Annotated in this window: 13 protein-coding genes; 7 read left to right on the forward strand and 6 right to left on the reverse strand. The window is 37.1% G+C overall.

From position 1 onward, the window contains the following. Nucleotides 1–80 precede the first annotated feature (80 nt). The 5 genes from mnmG to ACTJIV_RS00960 form a co-directional block, all read right to left on the reverse strand. Entirely contained in the window at nucleotides 81–1,943 is a 1,863-nt protein-coding gene (gene mnmG, locus ACTJIV_RS00940; RefSeq protein ID WP_223557886.1) for a tRNA uridine-5-carboxymethylaminomethyl(34) synthesis enzyme MnmG, read from the reverse strand. A gap of 150 nt (nucleotides 1,944–2,093) precedes the next feature. Continuing rightward, nucleotides 2,094–2,513: an rRNA maturation RNase YbeY gene (gene ybeY / locus ACTJIV_RS00945; protein ID WP_440625051.1), complete on the reverse strand. Its 420-nt coding sequence runs from the start codon at nucleotides 2,511–2,513 to the stop codon at nucleotides 2,094–2,096. Between the two features lie 4 nt (nucleotides 2,514–2,517). Continuing rightward, on the reverse strand, nucleotides 2,518–4,674 hold the full coding sequence (locus tag ACTJIV_RS00950; protein ID WP_440625053.1) for a patatin-like phospholipase family protein: 2,157 nt from the start codon (nucleotides 4,672–4,674) through the stop codon (nucleotides 2,518–2,520). Between the two features lie 2 nt (nucleotides 4,675–4,676). Continuing rightward, nucleotides 4,677–7,124: a bifunctional UDP-N-acetylmuramoyl-tripeptide:D-alanyl-D-alanine ligase/alanine racemase gene (locus tag ACTJIV_RS00955; RefSeq protein ID WP_440625055.1), complete on the reverse strand. Its 2,448-nt coding sequence runs from the start codon at nucleotides 7,122–7,124 to the stop codon at nucleotides 4,677–4,679. A gap of 116 nt (nucleotides 7,125–7,240) precedes the next feature. Then, the gene (locus ACTJIV_RS00960; protein WP_223557889.1) at nucleotides 7,241–7,831 is read right to left on the reverse strand and encodes a thymidine kinase; all 591 of its coding nucleotides are present in this window, start codon (nucleotides 7,829–7,831) and stop codon (nucleotides 7,241–7,243) included. Between the two features lie 61 nt (nucleotides 7,832–7,892). Here ACTJIV_RS00960 and ACTJIV_RS00965 point away from each other — a divergent pair, with 61 nt between their 5' ends. The 4 genes from ACTJIV_RS00965 to fabG all read left to right on the forward strand — a co-directional run bounded on the left by ACTJIV_RS00965 (nucleotide 7,893) and on the right by fabG (nucleotide 12,500). Continuing rightward, complete coding sequence (locus ACTJIV_RS00965; RefSeq protein WP_440625057.1) at nucleotides 7,893–9,392, forward strand: hypothetical protein; 1,500 nt, start codon at nucleotides 7,893–7,895, stop codon at nucleotides 9,390–9,392. Nucleotides 9,393–9,394: 2 nt separating this feature from the next. After that, complete coding sequence (gene rsmI / locus ACTJIV_RS00970; protein ID WP_336377988.1) at nucleotides 9,395–10,069, forward strand: 16S rRNA (cytidine(1402)-2'-O)-methyltransferase; 675 nt, start codon at nucleotides 9,395–9,397, stop codon at nucleotides 10,067–10,069. A gap of 5 nt (nucleotides 10,070–10,074) precedes the next feature. Further along, a complete protein-coding gene (locus ACTJIV_RS00975) occupies nucleotides 10,075–11,583 on the forward strand; it encodes a WG repeat-containing protein (protein ID WP_440625059.1) in 1,509 nt (502 codons plus the stop codon). Between the two features lie 173 nt (nucleotides 11,584–11,756). Then, complete coding sequence (gene fabG / locus ACTJIV_RS00980) at nucleotides 11,757–12,500, forward strand: 3-oxoacyl-[acyl-carrier-protein] reductase (protein WP_111953971.1); 744 nt, start codon at nucleotides 11,757–11,759, stop codon at nucleotides 12,498–12,500. Nucleotides 12,501–12,622: 122 nt separating this feature from the next. Here the strand turns inward: fabG and ACTJIV_RS00985 are convergent, their stop codons facing one another. Continuing rightward, the gene (locus ACTJIV_RS00985) at nucleotides 12,623–13,663 is read right to left on the reverse strand and encodes a GMP reductase (protein WP_223557893.1); all 1,041 of its coding nucleotides are present in this window, start codon (nucleotides 13,661–13,663) and stop codon (nucleotides 12,623–12,625) included. A 70-nt stretch (nucleotides 13,664–13,733) separates the two neighbouring features. On the opposite strand from ACTJIV_RS00985, the gene ACTJIV_RS00990 reads away from it, so the two are divergent. Genes ACTJIV_RS00990 through ACTJIV_RS01000 form a run of 3 tightly spaced genes read left to right on the forward strand, consistent with a single transcriptional unit; the run spans nucleotide 13,734 to nucleotide 16,123 of the window. Beyond that, on the forward strand, nucleotides 13,734–14,477 hold the full coding sequence (locus ACTJIV_RS00990) for a prolipoprotein diacylglyceryl transferase (RefSeq protein ID WP_440625062.1): 744 nt from the start codon (nucleotides 13,734–13,736) through the stop codon (nucleotides 14,475–14,477). Then, nucleotides 14,474–14,707: a hypothetical protein gene (locus ACTJIV_RS00995; RefSeq protein WP_174772311.1), complete on the forward strand. Its 234-nt coding sequence runs from the start codon at nucleotides 14,474–14,476 to the stop codon at nucleotides 14,705–14,707. The genes ACTJIV_RS00990 and ACTJIV_RS00995 overlap by 4 nt, the downstream gene beginning before the upstream one ends. Before the next feature lie 12 nt (nucleotides 14,708–14,719). Next, nucleotides 14,720–16,123 carry a radical SAM protein gene (locus tag ACTJIV_RS01000; protein WP_111953979.1) on the forward strand — a complete coding sequence of 468 codons (1,404 nt, stop codon included), beginning with the start codon at nucleotides 14,720–14,722 and terminating at the stop codon, nucleotides 16,121–16,123. Nucleotides 16,124–16,216: the final 93 nt, after the last annotated feature.

A 16,216-nucleotide genomic window follows, 5' to 3' on the forward strand; every position in this document is an offset into this window, starting at 1 on the left:
ACTGCTTGAAAACTTAAAGGCTATAAATACCTTAATTTTTGCTTTTAATTTATAAATGTTTCACGTGAAACATTTTTGCTTTAACGTCCTAAATAGACCAGTAAAACGTTTATATCGGCTGGAGAAACACCACTGATTCTGCCTGCCTGTGCAATTGTTTTCGGTCTTACATTAGACATTTTCTGCTTTGCTTCTGAAGAAAGGCTGGAAAGGCTTTTATAATCAAAATCTTCCGGAATTTTTATATTTTCCAGACGGTTAAGTTTCGCTACATTTTCTTTTTCCTTTTCAATATAACCTTTGTATTTGATATTGATCTCAGCCTGTTCTCTTACTTCATCATCATATTTTGATGAAAATTCTTTGATAACATCAATAGTATCAAGCTTTTCCAGTGTAATATTAGGTCTGGTAAGAAACTGCGATGCTCTGTAAGCCTGATCTACGGGATTACTTTCAATAGTTTCTAGTATTGGATTAATAATACCTGGCTTTAAAGAAGTTTCTCTTAAGAACTCTTCAAGTTCCTGACTCTTAGCTACTTTTGTTTCAACTTTTCTTAACCGGTCTTCTTTAGCAAGACCTAGATGGTAAGCTTTTTCAGTCAATCTGATATCAGCATTATCCTGTCTTAATAAAAGTCTGTATTCTGCACGGGAAGTGAACATTCTGTATGGTTCTTCCGTTCCTTTTGTGATCAAATCATCAATTAATACTCCGATGTAAGCTTCATCTCTGTTCAGAATAAAATCTTCTTTTCCGTGTACTTTATTGTGGGCATTAATACCAGCGATTAATCCTTGTCCTGCAGCTTCTTCATATCCTGTGGTTCCGTTGATCTGGCCCGCAAAATATAAATTATCGATTAGTTTTGTTTCTAATGTATGCTTTAATTGGGTAGGAGGGAAGTAGTCATACTCAATAGCATAGCCGGGACGGAATACTTTTACATTTTCAAAGCCGGGAATATGCTTCATCGCTTTGATCTGTACATCTTCAGGAAGGGAAGAGCTGAATCCGTTTACATAGATTTCAACCGTCTTCCATCCTTCCGGTTCTACGAAAAGCTGATGTCTGGTTCTTTCCGCAAAACGGTTGATCTTATCCTCAATACTTGGACAATATCTTGGGCCTAAACTTTGAATCGTACCATTAAACATTGGGCTTCTGTCGAAACCTTCACGTAAAATATCATGTACTGTCTCGTTGGTGTAAACGATATGACAGCTTAATTGTTTTGTTAATTTCGGAGTATCTGTGTAGCTGAACTTTTGAGGATTTTCATCGCCTTTCTGCTCTTCCATTTTAGAATAATCAAGGCTTCTTCCGTCTACCCGTGGAGGAGTACCTGTTTTCATTCTACCTGCTTCGAAACCTAAGCTTACCAATTGTTCGGTAATTCCGAATGCTCTAGGTTCGCCCATTCTTCCACCGCCTAATTGTTTGTCTCCAACGTGAATCAATCCGTTAAGGAATGTTCCGTTGGTAAGAACTACAGATTTACTTTTTATCTCAATTCCTAAAGAAGTAATAACTCCGGTTACCTTATTGTTTTCTACAATAAGCTGTTTTACCATATCCTGAAAGAAATCAAGATTGGGTGTGTTTTCTAATGCTAATCTCCATTCTTCTGCAAAAAGCATTCTGTCATTTTGCGTTCTTGGAGACCACATCGCAGGGCCTTTTGAAAGGTTCAGCATTTTGAACTGGATTGCTGACTTATCTGCTACGATTCCGGAGTATCCTCCCATAGCATCAATCTCTCTTACGATCTGTCCTTTTGCGATTCCTCCCATTGCCGGGTTGCAGCTCATCTGTCCGATTGTCTGCATATTCATTGTAACAAGCAGGGTTTTTGAACCTAGGTTCGCTGCAGCGGCTGCAGCTTCACAACCTGCATGTCCGGCGCCTACTACGATTACGTCATATGTATCTGAAATCATTTTTATATTGCTTATTTAAAGCCTTTAATTTTACTGTTTTCTATGAATGTTTCACGTGAAACATTTTTAGAGAATGTGCTCTAGGTGAGCTTTTATTGTGGCTATAATTGAACACTTTACAGATTATTCTTTAAGCGATTCTTCAATTTATTAAGGATTTAATTCCTTAAACTTAGCCAGGTATAAATCTTCCATTCTCCGCATTTCTTTCTCTTCTTCTTCCGTCTTATCCTTGTATCCTGCAAGATGAAGGATGCCATGGGCCAAAACCCTTTTTAATTCTTCTTCGTAATCTCTGGATAGGGCATAAGCATTGTCTGAAATTCGCTGCAAAGATACGAAAATCTCTCCGCTTATTGTTTTCCCTTTTACATAATCAAAAGTGATGATGTCGGTATAATAATCATGCTGCAGATAATCCTGATTAATCTTAAGCAGATATTCATCATCGCAGAAAATATAATTGATTTCGCCTAGTTTTTTTCCTTCTGAAAGAATAATATCTTCCAGCCATTTTTGATAATCTGTATTTACAGATTCCTCTAAATTTTCGTAAAAGAATTGTATCATTGTATTAAAACCAGTGTCCTAAAATAACACTGAATATGCCTTTTTGATTGTTTTTAAGTGAGTGGCTAAAATTGACCTTAATTTGTCCAAACGGAGATTTATATCCGGCAGTAAGTCCTACTGAACTATAATTTACTTTAACTGCATCTTCAAAATTGATATCATCCGAAAGATTGGCAAAGCTAAAATTCCCACTTAAGAAATAGTTTTTATTGAATTTGAACTGAAGATCATTGGAAACAAGAATGACATTATTGGTATTGAGCTGAGCAAAATAAAATCCTCCGAAGCTTCTGAAATTGATCATATTCTGTTCAAAAATTCCGCCAAGTCTATATTGGTAAAATTCCGGAAGATTATCGCCGATGGTAATTCCGCCATACAAATTAAGACGGTAGGAAAATTGCTTTGAAATTGGAACATTAATCCTGATATCTGCTTTAACCTGTATAATTCTCTTTTCAACCTCGGATTTCAAAAGATCGATTACTTTACCTTCTGCGTTGATGTAAATGCCTCTAGAAGGGAAGTCTTTGTCGTTCTGGGTATCACTTTTCAGGAAAACATAAGGATTTAAAAAACGCATATACCTCTCATGCTCGCCATTTATTTCAGCTCCGAAATAATCATGACTGATTCCGCCTCCGATTGCAAATTTATCCTTCCATACAGACTGTATAAAGGCTTCATTCCTGAACCATTCCCATTTATCCACTACATTATTGTCAATATTTTTTAGATCAAAGCTCATTCCGGAAGAGTAGATACCGAAGCCAGGGATATATCCGTTATCAATAAAATAGTTTAGATAATATCTTGGTTTATCGCCTACGATAACATCAAGGGATAAGTTTGAATTTTTAAATAAAAGACGTTTTCCTGAATAATTCAGAAGAAGACCGGTTTTGAAGACTTCATCATAATGCAGTCCAACTTTTAAAAAATGGCGGGCTTCATCCTCTGTAACGTAAAGCTTAAGATAATTGGCATCATTTTCTGGAATAATATCATAATTGATGAAACGGTAGTTATTGGTAGCAACCAGTTTATCGATTTTTTTGTTGATAGAGCCATAGGTTTGCATGGATGGCAGACGTAGGCCCATTTTACCTAAGACGTAGTTTTTACCATAAATACGGCCTCCATCCAGCGAAATACTGTCAATCTTATACACATTGGAATATATTGGGTTTACACGCTCTCTAAGGCGATCAAACTCTCGTTTGGGAAGCTGATCCAACACAGCGGTGTATTTCATACCTTCCGCATAGCCACTATCGAGAATTTTTTTCTTCTCATCATAACTGGTGGCAGTCATTCCTTTCAGATTGGGCTTGATATTAATATCTGTGTATTTATATTGTTTTCTGGTATCTCTTTTAATTCCGAAATCAATAACCTGATTAAGGATTGATATAATATTGTTTAAATCTTCTCTTTTCGATAAATCCTGGTTTAGGTCCACACCGACCACGATATCGATTCCTTTGTCCTTTAATGGCTTTGAAGGATAATTTACCGTCATCGCTCCGTCTATATAAATGCTGTCACCAATTTTTACAGGATCCATCAGAGAAGGAAAGGCAGAACTGGCCATTATTGACTGTACAAGATCGCCTTTTTCGAAAATTTCCATATTGCCGCTTTCCAGATTGGTAGCAACACACATAAAAGGAATTGGCAGTTTGGAGAAATCATCAATATTGGAAACATTTTTAAAAAGTTCCTTAAGTAGGTAAACATTTCTCTGTCCTGAGCTTATGGAGGAGGGAAGGGATATTTTCCCGTTTTTTAAAGGAATGGATAAAAGGTATTTATCGACGGATTTATTAAAGAAAGAAGTTTCCTGTCTGGATTTAGGATCCATTATAAGAGAATAGAAATCGGTGTCCATTACAATCTTTTCTATTTCTTTCCCGGAATATCCCGAGGCATATAGGCCTCCAACAATGGCTCCCATACTGGTTCCGGAAATATAATCGACCTTTACTCCTAGTGAATCCAGTACTTTCAGTACTCCGACGTGTGAAAAACCTTTGGCACCACCACCGGCAAGAGAAAGGCCGATTCTTGGATTTTTTGGTATGACCAGATCCTTTTTCACTTGAGAATGGATCATCAGGAGTTGGAATGCGAAGAGAAGGATCAGGAGTTTTCTCATAACTAGTCTTTTATATAAATCCTTTTCACCCGGGGCGAAATGGAGGTTAACACTTCATAGGTTATTGTTTTGCAGTAGCCTGCGAATTCTTTTAAACTTGGTTTTGCATTAAAAACGGTGACTGTATCACCTTCTTTTACATTGGGAATCTGATCTACATTAATCATCATCATGTCCATGCAGATGTTTCCGACAATCGGAGCCAATATTTTGTTAACGCCTACATTTCCAACCTGGTTTCCAATCAGTCTTGGGATTCCATCGGCATAGCCGACAGGAATAGTAGCGATCTTTACTGCATGATCAGCCTTATATTTTCTGCTGTAGCCAACAGATTCACCGGTATCAACCGTTGATATCTGTGAAATTACGGTTTTAAAACTTACCACAGACTGAAGCTGTTTCTGTATTTCACTACAAGGTGATTCTCCAATCATTCCAATGCCAATTCTTACCATTTCATACTGATGTTCCGTATAACTTGTTATCCCGGAAGAATTCAGGATGTGTCTGAGAGGAGCGTAACCCAGTTTCTCGATCAGATAACTGGAATTCTTTTCAAAAACTTCAAGCTGCCTGAATGTAAATTGTTTTTCTTCAGGCATATCAGAAGATGATAAATGGCTGAATAAGCTCTGGACCTTTACATTTTTATGACTTAAAGTTTCGCTTAGCTGATCCAGCTCAAAATCTTTAAAACCAAGGCGGTGCATTCCCGTCTCCAGTTTGATATGAATAGGATATTTTTTGTCGTAACCGGATTTCTGTACGGCATCGTAAAACAATTCCAATACTCTGAAACTATAAATCTCAGGCTCAAGGTTATATTCAATGATGGTTTCGTAGCTGTGCTGTTCCGGATTCATGACCACAATAGGAGTGGTTATTCCTTTTTTTCGAAGCTCTACTCCTTCATCGGCATAAGCAACACCCAGATAATCAATATGATGATGCTGTAAAAATTCGGAAATTTCATAGCTGCCCAGCCCATAAGCATTCGCTTTTACCATCGCCATCATTTTCGTTCCCGGTTTTAGGAGGGATTTGTGATAGTTGATATTGTGAAGAATAGCATTCAGATTGATCTCTAGAACGGTATCATGCTTTCTGAGTTCAAGAATATCCTTAAGCTTTTCGATCTCAAATTTTCTTGCTCCCTTAAGCAGGATAATCTGGTTTTCAATTTCGGTAAGATGCTTGCTGTCAATTAATTCCTGAGTATTAACGAAAGTAGAAGTTTTAGATTTAAATAATTCACTAAATTTTGATATTTCGTCACCGATAAGAAATACAGAATCGAAATTCTGGTCATTCACCAGTTCAGAAACTTCTTCATAAAGTTCTTTGGAATTAGAATTAACCCCTACAATATCCGTTAAAACCAAAGATTTTTTAGTTTTTTTATATTCATTCAGGAACTGAAGGGCAGTTTTAAGGGAATCTAAATCCAGATTAAAAGAATCGTTAATAACGATATTATTTTTTATACCTTCAATAGCTTCCAGACGCATTTCCACTGCCTTTAAAGCGTTGATTTTTTCGACAATTTTCTGATTATCGATATTCAATTCTTTTAAAACGGTGATCAAAGCCAGAGCGTTCGTTAAGGTAGCTTCGTCTCTTTGATGGACAGGGAAGGAGATTTCTTCATCGAAATAAACAACCGTAATTTTTTCATCCTTGGAAATATTTTCTTTTATGAAAACCTGGTTGCCTTTCTTAAGGCCGTAGGAAATTAATTTTTTACTAGAATATAATTCCTTTATCTTTTTGTCAACCAATGTATTATCGCCATTATAGATAATGGTTTCAGAACCTTTAAAAAGTATGATCTTTTCATTGATCAGCTCTTCTTCGGATTCAAAATTGGCTGCATGAGCAGTTCCGATATGGGTAAGCAGCCCGATCTGGGGATGGAATATATTTTCCAGTTTTTCCATCTCGTGTGGCTTTGAAATTCCTACTTCAAAAATTCCAAGCTGATGGGAATTGTTGATCTGAAGTAAGGAAAGCGGAAGACCGATCTGGGAATTAAAACTCTTCGGACTTTTTACAGTCGGGAATTCATTCCACAGACATTGATACAGCCATTCCTTCAAAATGGTTTTTCCATTACTTCCTGTAATTCCGATAGACTTAAGGTGAGAATTTTCGAAATGATATTTTGCCAGTTTCTGAAGGAATTCCACCGAATTTTCAACAATGACCCATGTTATAGTATCAAACTGCGGAAGCTGATGCTCAGAAATGATCACACCAATACCACGATCTATGGCAGCTTCAATGAATTTTTCACCGGAATTCTTATGCGTATTGATTGCTACAAATGCCGTATTCTTCGTTGAATAAATAATTCTGCTGTCGAACGCTATATTTCTGATCACTAAATCCTGATCTCCAATGATCTGTGCATTGGTGATGTCTGCAATTTGTTTTACTGTATAATTCATTGGTACCCCTTCTGCTATATTTTGAGCTAATAATGGTAAATGGAGGGAATTTGAAATATATAGTTCAAACCAGGCTTTTATTTCAAAGTTTTGCTCTTTTACCTTTACAAGTTAATTTATTTTTTCTTTTTTAAAAGTACTTCATCAATAAAAACACGCCGGCTTACTGCTTCGTAACTTTCCGTTTCGCCAAGCTCCACAAGATCATTTCCCTGGGAAGTTCTCATAGAATAGTTGGCCAGATTACCCGTTCTCTTGCAAATAGCATGCACTTTAGTAACGTATTCTGCAGTAGCCATTAAATTGGGCATCGGTCCGAACGGACGTCCAAGGAAATCCATATCGAGACCTGCCACAACCACTCGTACGCCGCTGTTGGCAAGCTGGTTGGCAATATCAACAATGCTTTCATCAAAAAACTGAGCTTCATCTATTCCCACTACATCACAGTTAGAGGCCAGCAGAAGAATTTCATTGGGATTATCTACTGCTGTGCTGCGTATTTTATTCTGATTATGAGAAACAACGTCCTCGTCAGAATATCGTGTATCCAGTCTCGGTTTAAAAATTTCCACGTTCTGGCCCGCCATTTCTGCTCTTCGCAATCTTCGGATCAGCTCTTCGGTTTTCCCCGAAAACATAGAGCCACAAATAACTTCCATCCAACCACTTTGTTTGGAATGATTAATTGTATTTTCTAAAAACATTTGTTAAATTAGCCGTATATTTTTAAGATCAAAAGTAAGCAATTTTAATAAGATTCTTATTATGCAGAACATCCAAGATTTAAAGGAAAAAATTTTTTTTGAATCCAAGAATATCATTGATATTCTGGAGAAAATAAACAACGTAGATGAATTACTTTCCAAGCAGGATCTTGTAGATGAGCTTGCAAACAGGATATCTTTTTTAAGACTTCTGGAAAAGAATATCGAATATTTTATTACTGATAATTCTCAGCAAAATTCAGAAAACCAATACGCTTCATTAAAGACTGATGATATACATGAATCTCATCATGAGGTAACGGAAGAAGAAGCGATCTTCAATAATGAGTTTAATGAAATTGATGAAAATGAAGGAGAGGAATATGCAGTTGCCTCAGGAGATGAGGAGGAAAAATTTAACCATCAGCTTGATGAGATCGTAGAAAATGAGTTCCATGAAAATATTGTAAGTTTTGTAGAAGAAAATTATAATCAGGATCCGGCTAAAAATGCTAATGAAAAACTTTCTCAAGGTGATCTTACAGAAGAGGAGGCTGTTTTTAATAATCAGCTGAACGAAATCGATGAAAATGAAGCGTTCAACGTTAACGAAAAAGTCTTTAGTTTTGTGGATGAGGAAAGAATCCTTGCTGATGCTGAACCGGATAATGATGAAGGTCTCAATGAGGATTTATTCATCAATGAAATTACAGAAGAGGAGGCTGTTTTCAATAATCAATTGAACGAAATTGACGAAGATGAAGACAATGTTTCACATGAAACGGATGCTTCAAATGACCTTGAAAACGAAGAAGCAGATAATAATACCGAAGCTAAAGACAAAAAACAGACAGAAATAATTCCAAGCATCTTTGATACGGAAATGCTGGAAGACGAAATCCTGATTGAAGAAAACGAAGAACAGTTCAGTGTATCCAATGTAACTGTTGAACAGGGTGAAATGCTGACAGAAACTTCTAATGTCGAAAGTATTCTGAGTGAAATAAAAAATGATTTTCCTTCAGAAGAAAAAGAAGAAACTATTCTTGCAGAGGTGTACGACAGAAGGAAAATTGTTGAAATAGAAAAGCCTGTTCCCGGGACAGAAAAAACAAAACCGGCTTCTGATGAGAGCTTCGAAGATTTGGATGCCTATCAGCAGGAGAAAAAGATAAAACTGGCTAATATCAAAGGATTGAAGGCTGTGCAGACGCTTTTTGATGATGATCCTCTGGAAAGAGAAGTGCCGAAAGAAAAACCTTCTGAAACAAAAGAAGATCAGGGAAGCATTCTTAAAACAAATATTCCGACTAACTTTATGGAGGCTGATAAGGTGAAGCCTGAATTCAGGCTCGATCTGAATGACAGAATTGCCTTTTCAAAAATGCTTTTTGGCGGAAGCCAGACGGATCTGAATGATACAGTAGCCCAACTGAACAGTTTCAGAAACCTGGAAGAAGCAAAAGAATATCTCAGCGATCTTTATTACGAAAGAAAGTGGAGTAAAGTAGATGAATATGCCCAGAGACTCTGGATATTGGTAGAAAATAAATTCTTATAATTTTGAGTGGAATCTTATATTTTGTTCCCACACCGGTCGGGAACTTAGAAGACATGACCTTCAGGGCTGTAAAAGTCCTTAAGGAAGTTGATTATATTTTATGTGAAGATACAAGGACATCAGGAATACTTTTAAAGCATTATGAGATTTCCAAGCCTTTAAAATCTTATCACCTTCATAACGAGCATCAGGCTACTGAAAAAGTAATTGCTGATCTTAAAAGCGGACAGAATATTGCCATCATTACCGATGCGGGAACTCCGGGAATTTCAGATCCCGGCTATCTGCTGGCAAAAGCAGGCTCAGACAATGATATCGAAATGATATGTCTGCCCGGAGCCACAGCTCTAATTCCGGCCCTTGTCGTGTCCGGACTTCCGAATAATGAATTTCTGTTTGCAGGATTTCTGCCTCAGAAAAAAGGAAGGCAGACGAAGCTGAAACAGCTTGCAGAAGAGAAAAAAACAATCGTTCTATACGAAAGCCCACATAAGATCAATACCACTCTGGAGCAGATCAAAGAATTTTTCGGAGAAGAAACAAAAGCCAGTCTGAGCAGAGAAATTTCGAAAAAATTTGAAGAAACCAAACGCGGGACAATCAATGAATTAATTGAATTTTCTAAAAGCAAAACTTTAAAAGGAGAGATCGTTCTTATTGTCAATAATTCTATTTAAATTCATTGAGAAATTTAGTTTTCGCACTGTGTTCGTCAGTGTGTATGGCCCAGACCAATCAGTATACCAAAATTCTTTTATCAAAAAAGATCGGAAAAGAAGTCAATTCCTATTCCGGTGGATACGGAACCGTTTATGATTCAAAAACAAAGACCAGAAGCATCGTAGATTCATTAGGAAATATAACCTTTGAATCAAAATACAGCATTTCACATATATTCAAAAACAGGTTCATTCTTACTACTGAAGAATCCAGTTATAAGACAAAATCTGCCATTATTGACGAAAAGGGGAATCAGTTGCTCTCTCTGGATGACCAGAGCTTTAATACTCCCTGGCTCAGCGAAAAATGCATCATTTCTTCAAAACAGGAGAAAGAAACCGTGTATGATTACAACGGAAAACAGATTATTCCTTATTCTGACAGGATCAGGTTCGTAGCAGAAGACCGACTTTTCGTATTGAAAGATAAAACTTGGTATTTATACGATCTGGAAGGGAAACAGGTCAGCAGCAGGGAGTTTAAAGAAGATTATCAGTTTGAAAATGATAAAGCGTTGATTATTAATGAAGATAATCAGAGTGAAATCATTGGAAAAGACGGGCAGACGCTGCACAAATTTTCGGCCCAGATCTACAGTTTTACTTCATACCCTTTTCTGATCACTAAAAACCGGGCTACAGGAAAATACGGCTTAATTGATATCGAAGGAAATATCCTCGCTGATGAGATCTTTGGTGATGCTTCGCCGGAATATTTTGGAACAAAAGAATATGTTTATCTCAGAAAAAAAGGAAAAACAACTGTTTTTGATAAGAAAGACAAAAAGCTTTATCCTAGCAACTTTAAGTTTTTAACGCCATTGTTCAATGATCTCTTTAGTGTTTACGGTGATCAATCAAAGAAATCGGGAATTGTGAACCTTAAAGGAGATATTATTGCTCCTCAGGAATATGATTTTATACAGAACTTCAGTATTTCAGGGAAAGATTTCATTTATCTTAAAAAAGGAAATGAAGACAAATTTCTGGATAAAGACTTGAAGAACATCTTAGAAGAAAATACCCGGATCATAGCTTTCTATCCGGATCAGCTCATCATTAAAAAACAGAACAGTTATTATAGGTTTTCTGTGCTTGATAATTCAGTTTCTGTTTTGAAAGACATTGATTTTATCAAAGAGCAGGAGCCTGATTTTTTCAATATTTTTAATCTGTATTCAAAACCGGTAGTCTGCAGAAACAGCAATAATTTGTACGGAATAATTAATGAAAAAGGAAAAGAGATTGTTCCTTTTATCTACGATGATATCATTGTATTTGAAAATTCTGAGAATGAAATTGTCGTAAAAAAGCAGGATAAATATGGTGTTGTGAATTTTCAGAACGAGCCTTTGAAAGATGTTATTTATGATAAGTATTACTGGCAAAAGGAAGTTTTGAAACTGGAGAAAGATAAAAAAACAGATATTCTTTATTTTACAAGATTTAAAAACAGCGGCAGCCGTCTGTAGAATATGATAAAAAACAGCGAAAAAATTTCACTAATTTGATGATTTGAAATGCATTGAATAACAATTTATAATATCTTTGCGGACTGCTTAATTAGTATAAAATTAAATATGCTAAATTGCCGTTTTTTAAAAGACGGTAGTATTTACCAAGAATATAATTATCAAGAGATATGATGAAACTATTAGAAGGAAAGGTAGCACTAATTACCGGAGCTACAAGAGGAATCGGAAAAAAAATTGCTGAAATGTACGCTGAACAGGGTGCAAAAGTAGCATTTACCTATGCCGGTTCTGTAGACAAAGCTCAAGCATTAGAGGCGGCTTTAAGTTCTGTAACCCAGATCAAAGGATATCAGTCTGACGCATCAGATTACGATGCAGCTCAAAAATTAATCGACGATGTAATGGAAGAGTTCGGAAAGATCGATATTCTGATCAACAATGCCGGAATCACCAGAGATAACCTGCTGTTGAGAATGTCTAAAGAAGACTGGGACCAGGTAATGAGAATCAATCTGGATTCTGTATTTAACCTTACGAAAGCGGTGATTAAGCCGATGATGAAAGCTAAATCAGGATCTATTATCAATATGACTTCAGTAGTTGGAATCAGCGGAAATCCGGGACAGTCCAATTATGCAGCTTCTAAAGCCGGAGTAATAGGATTTACAAAATCTATTGCACTGGAGCTGGGATCAAGAAATATAAGATGTAACGCGGTTGCACCAGGATTTACTGAAACTGAAATGACAGCAGATCTGGATGAGAAAACCCTTCAGGCATGGAGAGACAGAATTCCGATGAAGAGAGCAGGACAGACCAAAGATGTTGCCAATGCATGTGTATTCTTAGGAAGCGAAATGTCTTCTTATATCACAGGACAAACTTTAAACGTAGACGGCGGAATGCTGACTTAATATTAAAACAAACAAAACCGGCTGTACATCACTTGTACAGCCGGTTTTTATTTCTACTGTGATCAAAAATAAAAAATCTGCTCCATCTGCAAAATCAGCGAGAGCTTATTTCTTTTCAGATATCAGTCTTTAAATATCTGGTTCTCCTGTTCCTGAACCCTGATAAAAGTAGTCCTCTTAGACAATTCTTTCAGTTTGGAAGCTCCTACATAAGTACACGTAGAGCGTACGCCGCCTAAAATATCTTTCACCGTTTCCGAAACAGGACCTTTGTAAGCCGCCTTCACCGTTTTTCCTTCCGAAGCACGGTATTCTGCCACGCCTCCGGAATGCTTATCCATCGCTGTTTTGGAACTCATGCCATAGAACAAACGGTATTTTTTTCCGTTTTCTTCAATGATTTCGCCGCCGCTTTCATCATGACCGGCAAACATTCCGCCAAGCATTACAAAATCTGCACCTCCTCCGAAAGCTTTGGCTACATCCCCGGGAACTTTACAGCCTCCGTCGGCGATAATATGCCCTCCAAGACCGTGAGCAGCATCAGAACACTCAATAATCGCAGAAAGCTGAGGATAGCCTACTCCTGTTTTCACCCTTGTTGTACATACTGAACCTGGTCCGATGCCGACCTTAATAATATCAGCGCCCACAAGAAGAAGCTCTTCCACCATTTCTCCCGTCACTACATTTCCCGCCATAATAATTTTATCAGGAAAATTGGCCCTTGCCTTCTTCACAAATCCAACGAAATGCTCGGAATACCCATTCGCTACATCGATGCACAGAAACTCAATTTTTGGGTGCTTTTCGAGGATCGTTTTAAGTTTTTCTTCATCAGCCTGGCCGGTACCGGTACTCAATGCGATATACTGGTAAATACTTTCGGGCTGGCTGTCCAGAAACTGGCTCCATTCCTCGGGAGTATAATGTTTGTGAACGGCAGTAATGATTTTGTCTTTGGCCAGCTCTACGGCCATTTCAAAAGTTCCTACCGTATCCATATTAGCTGCAATCAGGGGAACACCACTCCATTTCTTTTTGGTATGTCTGAAAGTGAATTCCCTTTCGAGGCTCACTTCCGAACGGGATTTTAAAGTAGAACGCTTTGGTCTGAACATCACATCTTTAAAACCCAGTTTTATATCATTTTCTATTCGCATTTTGATGAATTTATTTGTTGTTTAAAAATTAAAATTAGTAATTTACCTTAAATATACTACTTTTGACAGGATGGATTTCCCTGTTACTTTTCAGATTTTCGGTAAAACAGTTCTTGCACATCCTGTATTTGAAACCCTGGGTATTTTTCTCGGGATGCGTTTTTATTTTTATTTAAAAAGAAAATCAGCCGAAAAACTGTCTTTCAATACTTCCGCAGCAGTACTTATCGGGGCAACGGCTGGGGCCTTAATCGGTTCAAAGCTTATTGGTAACCTTGAAAATCCTTATGTTTTATTCGAAAATTTTAGCTTTAAAAGATTTTGGACCAATAACACCATTGTTGGTGGTTTAGCTTTTGGACTGATTGGAGTTGAATGGGCAAAAAAGGTAGTCGGTCACAAAGAAAGTACCGGTGATTTGATTGTTTACCCTTTAATATTAGCTATAATCATCGGCAGAATCGGCTGTTTTCTCACAGGAGTTCACGAAGAGACTTACGGGTTACCCACTGATTCAATGTTCGGAATGCATCTTGGTGATGAATATTTAAGACATCCGGTAGCGCTTTATGAAATTGCTTTTCTGATTGTTTTATGGGCCTGTTTAAAAATAATTGAGAAAAAAAGAAAATATCCTTCAGGCTTTATTTTTCAGGCATTTATGCTCAGTTATTTTACATTCAGGTTCTTTTTAGATTTTATTAAACCTAAAATTGATATCATTGGAAATTTAGGAACCATTCAACTGGTATCTCTTTCGGTGATTATTTACTACATTTATAAAATTAAAAACACCATAAAACTTAAATTATGAAAATGCTGACACTTCTGGAAGTTGGTAACCTTGGCGGCCTGGTCGTCATGATTATAGGAATAATCATAGTAATTGGCCTGGTAGTTTCATTAGTTATAACCTTGATCGCAAAAGTTATTTATGAGTGGAATAATGACAGGAAATTTACAAAAAAGCAGTTTTGGCAGACGATGCTGATTTCGTTGTTGATTTGTGGCCTGATCAGCGGCTTTGTGTGTGGAGGAATGTAAAAAATTGAAATTATGCCGGTAAGAAATTATACGTACTACGATTATACCATCAGTCTTTGTCCAGAATGCCTGAAAAGGGTAGGCGCGAAGATCATTATTGAGGATGAGGCGGTCTTTATGACCAAAAGATGTCCGGACCATGGCTTTTTTAAGACCATGATTGCTTCAGATGTTCAGTATTATAAAAATATCAGGAACTACAATAAAGCCTCTGAAATGCCCGTTCATTTCGGAACCGATGTGGAATATGGCTGTCCTTACGATTGCGGTTTATGTGTAGATCATGAGCAGCACAGCTGTCTTTCTATTGTGGAAGTTACTGACCGCTGTAATTTGACTTGTCCTACCTGTTATGCAATGTCTTCACCGCATTATGGAAGTCACAGAACTTTGGAGCAGATTGAAGCCATGTTTGATACTATCGTTAAAAACGAGGGCGAACCGGATGTAGTACAGATCAGTGGTGGCGAGCCGACCATTCATCCCGAGTTTTTTAAGATTATGGATATCGCCAAATCCAAACCGATTAAACATCTGATGCTCAATACCAACGGAATCCGTATTGCCAATGATCCCGGTTTTGCGGAAAAACTGGCGACCTACGCTCCGGAATTTGAAATTTATCTTCAGTTTGATTCTTTTAAACCTGAAGTTTTGGAAGATTTCAGAGGAAAAGATTTGACAGATGTACGCATGAAAGCCTTGGAAAAATTAAATGAATTAAATCTTTCCACGACTTTGGTTATCGTTCTTCAGAAAGGAAAAAATATTGACGAGATCGGGAAATTGATTGATTTTGCCTTAAAACAGAAATGTGTCCGTGGGATTACTTTTCAGCCCGTTGAAGTGGCAGGAAGAAACAGGGAAGATTCTGCACACGAAAAAATTACCTTAACAGAAGTAAGACAGGAAATTTTAAATCAGTTTCCGCTTCTGAATGGCGATGATATTATTCCCGTTCCATGTAATCCTGATGCTTTGGCGATGGGCTATATTCTGAAGCTCGAAGGGGAAACCATTCCTCTTACACGGTATATCAACCCTGCCGACTTGCTGAATAATGAAACGAAAAATACGATCGTTTATGAACAGGATAAGGGATTGCAAATGCAGCTTTTGGATATTTTCAGCACCGGGATTTCTGTAGATAAAGTTCAGCCTAAAGTAAATCAGCTATTATGCTGTCTTCCGGAAGTTTCGGCTCCGAATTTAGACTATGATAATCTCTTCAGAATTATCATCATGAATTTTATGGATGCGCACGATTTTGACGTACGTGCCATCAAAAAATCTTGTGTTCACATTGTCAATAAAGATTTAAAGATGATTCCTTTCGAGACAATGAATTTGTTTTACAGGGATGATAAAATCAAATACCTTGAAGAGTTGAGAAAAGAGGATAAGGTTTTGTTTTAAAATGATTTACCGCAGATCCTCTCAGATCGCTCAAATTTTTATCTTAATCATCTGTTAAATTTGAAAAGTCTGTGGATAATAATAAAAGGGCGG

Origin of the sequence: Chryseobacterium sp. 22532, assembly GCF_052044665.1 — a bacterium.
Lineage (GTDB): Bacteria > Bacteroidota > Bacteroidia > Flavobacteriales > Weeksellaceae > Chryseobacterium > Chryseobacterium lathyri.